This is a genomic window from Lutibacter holmesii, assembly GCF_042679665.1.
Classification (GTDB): Bacteria; Bacteroidota; Bacteroidia; order Flavobacteriales; family Flavobacteriaceae; genus Lutibacter; species Lutibacter holmesii.
Genome location: NZ_JBHTMV010000010.1, coordinates 1 through 7,041 on the forward strand (window position 1 = coordinate 1; position 7,041 = coordinate 7,041).

At 34.3% G+C, this 7,041-nt stretch carries 2 protein-coding genes; both read left to right on the top strand.

The genetic code is table 11. The features are described from left to right. On the top strand, positions 1 to 372 hold a 372-nt coding region (locus tag ACFQ5N_RS14040), incomplete at its 5' end, for an OmpA family protein (RefSeq protein WP_386810409.1). A gap of 694 nt (positions 373 to 1,066) precedes the next feature. Continuing rightward, the coding region (locus ACFQ5N_RS14045; RefSeq protein WP_386810410.1) for a choice-of-anchor A family protein at positions 1,067 to 7,041 on the top strand (5,975 nt) is incomplete at its 3' end.

The following is a 7,041-nucleotide window of genomic DNA, read 5'->3' on the forward strand; positions in this document are numbered from 1 at the left end:
ATGTTAATGGTGAATATCAATCCAATTTATTTTGATTTAGATAAGTCCAACATTCGAGAAGACGCTGCAATTGAGATAGAGAAGGTGATTCGAGTAATGAAAGAATACCCAGAGATTCATATAGATTTAGGATCACATACAGATAGTAGAGCACCAGAGCAGTATAACTTAAGGTTATCAGAGCGTAGAGCAAAATCATCAAGAGATTGGATGATTGCCAGAGGAATCAGTCCAGAACGTATTACCGCTACAGGTTATGGAGAAAAGCAATTGGTAAATGAATGTTCAGATAATGAAGATTGTACAGAAGCCGAACACCAATTAAACAGAAGAACAGAGTTTGTAATTGTAAACCCTGAAGCTATTAAGTAAAAAACAGCAAACATATAAAAACACAGAATGCCGCAATATTGCGGCATTTTGTGTTTTTAGAGTTTATGAACGTTTATAAAATATAATTTTTTCACTTTTAAATGTGACCTAAGTTGTTTTCCTGTGTCAAAACTTAAAAAGGCACAGCTTTATGTTTTCTATTAAAATTAATACATTTTATAAAGCTTTGTTTTTATTTAGTGAATAGGTATAAAAAAGAGAACAAAAATGATTTTTAACGTGTGAATTCTTAATGATTTAAGAAAAAACATTCATAAAATACATTTTTAAGTTGGTTTTTGAAAGGTTTAGTTAGAGTTCTAAAAAACAACTAATTACCATTTGAATAAAAAAAAAAGCAGTTTATGAAATTTTGATGACCGTTCGTTTATTTAGAATCATTATACTTTTTCCTTTTTTTAAAAAGAATAATTAAAAAGTATATTTGCGGTTAATTTTAATGAGTTAGAAACACTTGATTATCAAAAGATAATAAGGTGTTTTTCTATTTAGAAAAAGATCAAAAGTTAAGTTAAAACTGTATTAAAAATGTGCTGTTTTTTACCAGTTTTAATGTTATAAAAACATGAAATAATTAAAATTAGCTATTTAAGCTAGTTTGTAAAAATAAAGGTTGTTGTTTATAATAATCAGCAATGAAAAGTTAAAATATTGATTTCAATAAAAAGTATTTATGAAACAAAATTACAATTCTCAAAAAAAATTTCAATTTAAAATAAAAACAATATTTTTAATATTGTTTATTACCCTATTTGTTAAGGGAGTCTCATTTGGGCAATGTACTGATTTTATTTCTCAGTTAGATGGTTCTGGCGGTGTTCCAGATCCTTCAATACCTTGGGTAACCGGTACAGCAACTTACCCAAGTCCAATAGGTAATTTTGAAATGGGACCAGGAAATGTTCCTGCTGTTGGTTATAGAGGTTTAGATACTGGTTATGCTGTGGTTGTAGGAGGAGATTACACAATACCTGATGGTGGTGGGGCTGAGTCTGAAGGAAGAGTTGCTGTTGGTGGTGATTTTATAAATAATAAAACGAGTTTATATGGAGTTTCTCAATCGGGTGGAGGAACTTTTGTAATTGGTGCACCAGGGGATTATGCATTAGCAGTTGACGGGAATATAGAAATAAACGCTGGTTCGGTTTCACTTGGATTTAATAACAGTACTGGAGCTTATAATGCAATTGCAGGAGGTAGTATAACAGGAACTTTAACAACAACATCTACAGGGACTTCATCATCTGGTAGTGGTAGTTCAGGAGTAAGTATAGCTGGAGTTCTTTTAGATATGGCATCAATGAGTACTGAAATGTCTACAACAGCAGCTACCGGTTCTGTTTCTTTTCCACCTTTTGGAGCGAATGCAGTTTTTACAGGTACTAACAGTGCTATTGAAATATTTAACGTTACAGCAGCAGATTTAGTAGGTCCAGGTTTTTCAACAGATATGGAATTTGCAAATATTTCTGCAAACGCAACCATAATAATTAATGTGAGTGGAACAAATGTAAGTGTTGGGTATAGAGCATTAGCAGGTAGAGTTTCAGATCCAAATATAGGTAGTTCTGATGCTGATGCCTTGGTTTATAATTTAGTATGGAATTTTTACGAAGCAACTTCTGTAACTAATACAGTTGATTTAAATGGGGCATTAATTGCTCCTTTGGCAGATTTAGATGTAAAAGGAAACATTAATGGTCGTGTATATATTGGAGGTAATTTAACACATAGTGGTGCAGGTACCGAAATACACAACTACCCTTTTTTGGGAGATTTGTCTTCTTTTTGTATAAGTGATATAGATAACGATGGGGTTTTAGATGCTGATGATATTTGTACAGGAGGTGATGATAACCTTGATACAGATGGTGATACAATTCCAGATTATTGTGATTTAGATGATGACAACGACGGAATTTTAGATGTAGATGAAATTACTTCGGCAGATTTAATTTGGGCTTCTGAAGTAACAGCAGATACAGCCTTAACATTGCCTTATACAGTGACTGGTTTAAGTGGATCTGATGTTGATGTTTCATTAAGTGCTGTATATTCAGGGACAGTTGCTCCAACAGAACATGCTGATGGTTTACAATACCTTTCAGCAACTAATCGTTCCGCTTTACAATTAATGCCTTCTTGGGGTTCTATAGATACTGGAACTGGTACAGATCCTTTGGTAACATATACGTTTGAATTTACTGAAAGCGTTGTATTAAATAATGTTAATATAACAGATATTGATCGTCAATCTACCTTTGTAGATGCAATAAAAGTAATCGCTGAGGATGAAAATGGAGATGCAATAAATTTGACATTAGTTGCAGGAAGTAATTTATCTATAGATGCAAATGGTTTTTATTATTTTATTGGAGATGCTAATGCTGGTGATTGGACCACAGAAGTTGATCATTGGTTATCCATAAATAGTAATTATGTTGCTATTAAAAAATTAATTATAATAGCTTCACCTAGTACAGGAGGATCTACAGGATTAATTCCAGGTAGTGCCTCTCGTTTTGGAGTAAGTGATATGGATTTATTTATACCTGTTGATACTGATGGTGATACAACTCCAGATTACTTAGACTTAGATAGTGATGGTGATGGGTGTTTTGATGCAATAGAAGGTGCAGGTACTTATGATTTTTCAGATATTGATGCTTCAGGAGAACTTACAGGAGCCGTAGATACAACAACTACAAGCGCTACTTATGGTGTGCCAAACTCATCTTCACAAGCAATAGGAATTTCGCGAGATAGTACTCAAACAAGTGATTTATGTGATGATGATAATGATGGAGTAAGCAATGCAAATGATAAATGTAATGGTTTTGATGATGCTAATGATATTGATGGTGATGGTATTCCTGATTTTTGTGATTTAGATGATGATAATGATGGGATTTTAGATAGTGATGAGTGTACTTCAGCAGATTTAGATTGGAATGGTTCAGATCAATATGAGTATACAAATGGTGTAGATCCTACTTTTACACTTACAGATTTAAGTGGATCAGGAGTTAATGTAACAGTGTCAGCCGTATATACGGGGACAAACCCTCCTACGGAGAGTCTTACAGGAGATGGTGGTTTAACGTATAGTACAGATGGAGATGTTTTACAATTATTACCCGCTTGGACTTCATTAGCAGTAAGCGGATCAGATCCATTGGTAACTTATACATTTGAATTTACAGAAAGTGTTATTTTAAACAATGTAGATATAAAAGATCTTGACCGTCAAAATACTTTTACAGATGCTGTAAAAGTACTTGCTGAAGATGCAAGTGGTAATAGTGTAACTTTAGATATTACTGAAGGAAGTATTATATCTATTGATGCAAACGGGTTTTATTATTTTGATGGAGATTTAAATAGTGCTTTTGATGATGAAACGCATTGGTTGAAGGTTAATAGTAATAACGCTGCTATTAAAAAATTAATTGTTATGGCCTCACCTAGTACAGGAGCTGCAGATGGATCCGTTCCAACAAGTGCTTCTCGTTTTGGTGTTGGGGATATGGATTTATGTTTACCTGTTGATACAGATAGTGATAGTACACCAAATTATTTAGACTTAGACAGTGATGAAGATGGATGTTTTGATGCTTTTGAAGGAGCAGGAAGTGTGGCAGCAGATGATATTGATGTTACAGGTGTAATTATAGGGAGTGTAGACGCTAATGGAGTGCCAACTTTAGTTTCTGGAGGACAAGGAGTTGGAGATAGTCAAAATGCCATGGTAAAATGTAATGTAGCTAATAATGATTTTGGTTCAGTGGTTACAGGTGTTGGGGGGCAAGCAGTAAGTAATGTTCTTGATAATGATACATTTGGCTACGTAACAACACCAGTTTTAACACAGGTAAGCTCAACACATACTGGTGTAACATTAAATACAACCAATGGAAGTGTAAATGTTACAGCTGCAACACCAGCAGGTGTGTATACAATTATATATGAAGCATGTGAAACATCTAACACAAATTGTGTTACAGCGGTTGTGACTATTGAAGTATTAGCTGATACAGATGGAGATACAATACCAGATGTTACTGACCCAGATAATGATAATGATGGAATATCAGATGTTGATGAAACAAGTGATTCTTGTACAACTATTGAATCTACTATTGTGTATGGAGAAGATTTTGGTACAGGTGCTACTAGTACAGATCCTTATGTTTTAGGACATACTTACGATTCAACTAATCCAAACGATGGTTATTATGCTGTATCAACATCAAATAATCAATCTTCATATTACGCAACAACTGGTGCTAATGGAGATATAGATGCCGGCGATATTTATGACAGTAATACAGGTATTGTTACTGGAGGTTCTACAGCAGGGAGGTTCTTAATAATTAATATAGATTCACCTAATTTTACTGATGAACCAATATATAGAATTGATAACTTAAGTGTTATTGAAAATCAAGACTATAGTTTTAGAATTGATGTAGCAGGACTATGTAATAATTGTGATGATAAACCAAACTTTACTTTAGAAATTGAAGATGCTAGTACTAATAATGTATTAACTTTTATTCATTCAGGAGATTTGTCAAATGATGATGTTTGGAGAAGAATTTTGTTAGATTTTAATTCAGGAACAGCAACATCTATTAATATTTTAGTTACAAATCATCAACCTGTTGGGGGTAACGGAAACGATGTTGGTATTGATAATATTTACTTATATAGAAAAGATTGTGATGCTGATGGTGATAACATTGCCAATGTTTTTGATTTAGATAGTGATAATGATGGTATTTTAGATATTGATGAAGGTAATGGAGATCTAGATAATGATGGTACTCCTAACTTTTTAGATTTAGATAGTGATAATGATGGTTGTCCTGATGCTATTGAAGGAGACAGTACAACTATATTATTATCAAGTTTAACTTCAAATGGATCAATTGCTGCGGCCTCAGATAGTTCAGGGATACCTGGAGGTGTTTCTCAAGGTATTGGATCATCTCAAGATCAAGGTACAATTGTATGTTGTGATGCTTCAGATTCAGGTTATCCAGATGCAGATGGTGATGATATCTCTGATTCTTGTGATTTAGATAATGATAATGATGGTATTTTAGATACCGTTGAACTAGGTTGCCCAACAGGTTTTGTAGATTTGGGAGTTACATTTAACCGTACAGATAACTCTGGAACAATAACAGGTTTGTACGCTAATGGTAGTTCTTCGGTTTCATTAGATTATGAATTATTAAATAATGCTGAGTGGGCCGGTGGAGTAAAAAATGCTAGTAATGGAAGCGTAACAGGGGCATATATTCAAGTGCAGCCTAAAACCACAAATTTTCCGCTTTCTTCTTATTACCCTGCTGATGTAGTAACTATTGATGCAGCAGTATATACATTTACATATACTGAAGTTGTTTATAATGTTCAATTTTCTTGGGGAGGTATAGATAACGGAGATAGAGCCGATTTTATAGCTTATAATGGAACAACGGAAGTGCCAGTAGTATTAACGTCTTCTAATCTTGCTACTCATACTATTGAAGGTCAGAGAGTTTATGATATTTCAGGTGCTGACAATAATAACGGAGCAAATGCGCCAAATAATGCTATTAATGTTAGAATTCAAGGTCCAATAACTAAATTAGTAGTTGTAGCTGGTAAATCTGACCCTGTTTTTGGAGATAGTGTTACAATGCAGTTTTTTGAGCATAGCTATTGTGTAGGTACAGACACCGATGAAGATGGTATACCAAATCATTTAGATACTGATAGTGATAATGATTCTTGTCCTGATGCTTCAGAAGGGGCAAATGGTTTAGAGACTTCAGGTACATTAAGCGGCGGAAGTAATGGTGGAAGTAATGCTAATTTAGGTACAGTTGTTAATACCAATGGTATACCTACTGCGGCTACTGGTGGTACAACTTCAGGAACTGAAGTTACAGGTCAAAATACAGCAACAGCGGTTACTACCAATGAAGTATTAGCCTTTGATTCAACACCAATCTCAGCAAGTGAAAGTGGAGCAGTATGTGTAGGAAGTAGTATTACATATACAGCCAATGCAACTGGTACAACAGTTACAGACTTCTCAACTGATCCTGATACAACAACAGCTTTAGATCCAGATTCAGACATTACATATAAATGGTACTCAAAGCCATCAACAGACACGGCATTTGGAACTACAGTATTAAGCACTTCTAAAACTTTAACAGTTTCTGCACCTTCGGTAAATACAGATTATAAAGTTGTAATTGCAAGCGCAAATAATAGTTGCCCAGAAGAAGAAACAATTATATTAACGGTTAATGCATTACCAACAGCACCAACTGTAAATGTAACGCAACCATTGTGTTTTGGAGAAACAGGGACAATTGTAGTTAATTCTCCTACCTTGGGAACTAATGAGCAATATGTTGTTACTGGAACTTCTCCAGTAGTGGCAGCAGTAAATAACACATCAGGTACTATTACTAATTTAACTGCAGGAGACTATAACGTACAAGTAGAAAATACAGTAACAGGTTGTATTTCTACAGCTAATGCAGTAACTATAAATGCTGCACCAACAGCGATTAGCATATCAAGTGCAGCCGTAGCAGGAGCAATTAGTTGTAATGGCTTAACAGATGGTACTGTTACAGTTTC